Source organism: Microvirga tunisiensis, from assembly GCF_009296175.1.
GTDB lineage: Bacteria > Pseudomonadota > Alphaproteobacteria > Rhizobiales > Beijerinckiaceae > Microvirga > Microvirga tunisiensis.
In genome coordinates this window covers 1-1,577 of the sequence record NZ_VOSK01000716.1, presented here as the reverse complement: position 1 = coordinate 1,577, position 1,577 = coordinate 1, and the positions used below count along the sequence as shown (strand labels likewise).

The 1,577-nt window shown below is 58.5% G+C and carries 3 protein-coding genes; all 3 read left to right on the top strand.

All coding sequences use genetic code 11. The features are described from left to right. The coding region (locus FS320_RS47420; protein WP_210252263.1) for a hypothetical protein at window positions 1–238 on the top strand (238 nt) is incomplete at its 5' end. A 256-nt stretch (window positions 239–494) separates the two neighbouring features. Then, complete coding sequence (locus FS320_RS43100) at window positions 495–989, top strand: response regulator (RefSeq protein ID WP_152718615.1); 495 nt, start codon at window positions 495–497, stop codon at window positions 987–989. Window positions 990–1,056: 67 nt separating this feature from the next. Next, window positions 1,057–1,410 carry a hypothetical protein gene (locus tag FS320_RS43095; RefSeq protein WP_152718614.1) on the top strand — a complete coding sequence of 118 codons (354 nt, stop codon included), beginning with the start codon at window positions 1,057–1,059 and terminating at the stop codon, window positions 1,408–1,410. Window positions 1,411–1,577: the final 167 nt, after the last annotated feature.

The window sequence follows — 1,577 nt, the reverse complement described above, 5'->3', positions numbered from 1 at the left end:
TGCGGATGAAGGGAGTGCATCACGTCCTCCTGCGGTGAGAAGCTCGGCGTCGCAGGCCGTCAAAGCGCCAAGTGTACTCCTCAATGGCGTAACGCACCCGATCCCAACAACGTTCCGCCACCAAACAGCCGTGCAGCTGGAAGACGTTCTTTGCGATATCAAGGCCAATCGTGACAATCTCAGGCATGATGAGTGGCTCCTATCCGGTTCTTCAACATGCCTAGTTTGGCACGTCTGACGCTGGTGGAGGGCGCCATCCACGACATCAAGTTCTGGCTCAGCGAACGATACAACTTGGCTGCTTCCAGACGGCTCCTATGCCCGGCGCTGAAGCAGCATGGCCAACCTGACATGCCAAGGGGCGCCTATCCAGACCAATCGAATCACGACGGCTATCGTATCGATCGACTCAAACCAAAGTATGGTCGTCGCAATCTCTCCTGACGATCGGCGCACCCACAAAGACAATCGGGCCCCACTGATGAGATCAGCTAATGTCCGAACGTCACAAGGCTCTCGAGGTGAACTTCACCACAGAGGGCTGGCGAAGCGCCATCGTGCAGGAGACCGCTATGAGCCCGATCATCGAAGAATGCATCCTGATCGTGGACAACAATCCGGGTTTTTGCGAGCGGCTTGCGCAGGAGTGCCGGGTTGCCAACTACACCGTTTTGACCGCCCACACGGGCGAGCGGGCCTTTCTCACCCTCAGGCATCGGCAGCACCGGATCAGCTGGCTATACTGCCGTGCTGCTCTACCGGGCTTGATCGACGGCTGGATTCTGGCAGACCAGTATCACGACGCCTATCCCAGCCGCCCTGTCATCATCGCCGCTCACACCACACGCATCTCGGCGCGCGGCGACATTGTCCTGCACGAGCCGACAGTGACTGTCGTGTCAGAAACAATTCGGCACGTCATCGAGGGGGCACAGCCGGCGCGAGCCACTGCTCCCCTCGGATTCAGTGAGCATCAACGCGCTGCATAAATGGTGCGTCGCGCCCATGGCCCGTGGGTGAGGTTGAGAACACAGCGAGACAACAATGGAGCTTCGAATGGCATGGGACTGTCGCATTGATACCGGTTTTTCTCTCTTGTCCGACCTCTGCTCGGACGATATTGAGCAACAGATCATCCGCGCCTATGTCCGGCTCGTGTTCGCGGCCGAGAATACAGCCGGCGTTCGAACCACTCTTGTTGCACGATTCTGTTCCCTCGAGGTGCGTCTCAGCGAACTTCCGGACGCGTCCGGCGTGCAGGATCTGCCGTCGTTCTGGCTCGAGATTTACTCGCATACCACCCGCTCGACGGTTGATAGTCTCGGATGCTTTGAGTTCGATCAAGCCGAATTGGCCATGGCTGTAGACCTGGTGCTGAAGGCGCGGCACCGTCGCGAGCTCTATCACTAAGTGATTTCGGCTGTCATATTGACTGATCTTCCCCCGAATGCGCGGCTCTCCCGCACTTTGCGTGGATGAGTCGCAGTAAGGTGACCTGATCCCGCCGATTTCCATCGGCAGAGCGGGGCATGAACTCGCTCTCGCTCATTCCCGGCTGCCGGATCCGCCACGTCACT

Excerpts from the sequence above, each read along its gene's own strand:
- FS320_RS43100 (WP_152718615.1), top strand. The coding sequence starts at position 495 with ATGTCCGAACGTCACAAGGCTCTCGAGGTGAACTTCACCACAGAGGGC.
- FS320_RS43095 (WP_152718614.1), top strand. The coding sequence starts at position 1,057 with ATGGCATGGGACTGTCGCATTGATACCGGTTTTTCTCTCTTGTCCGAC.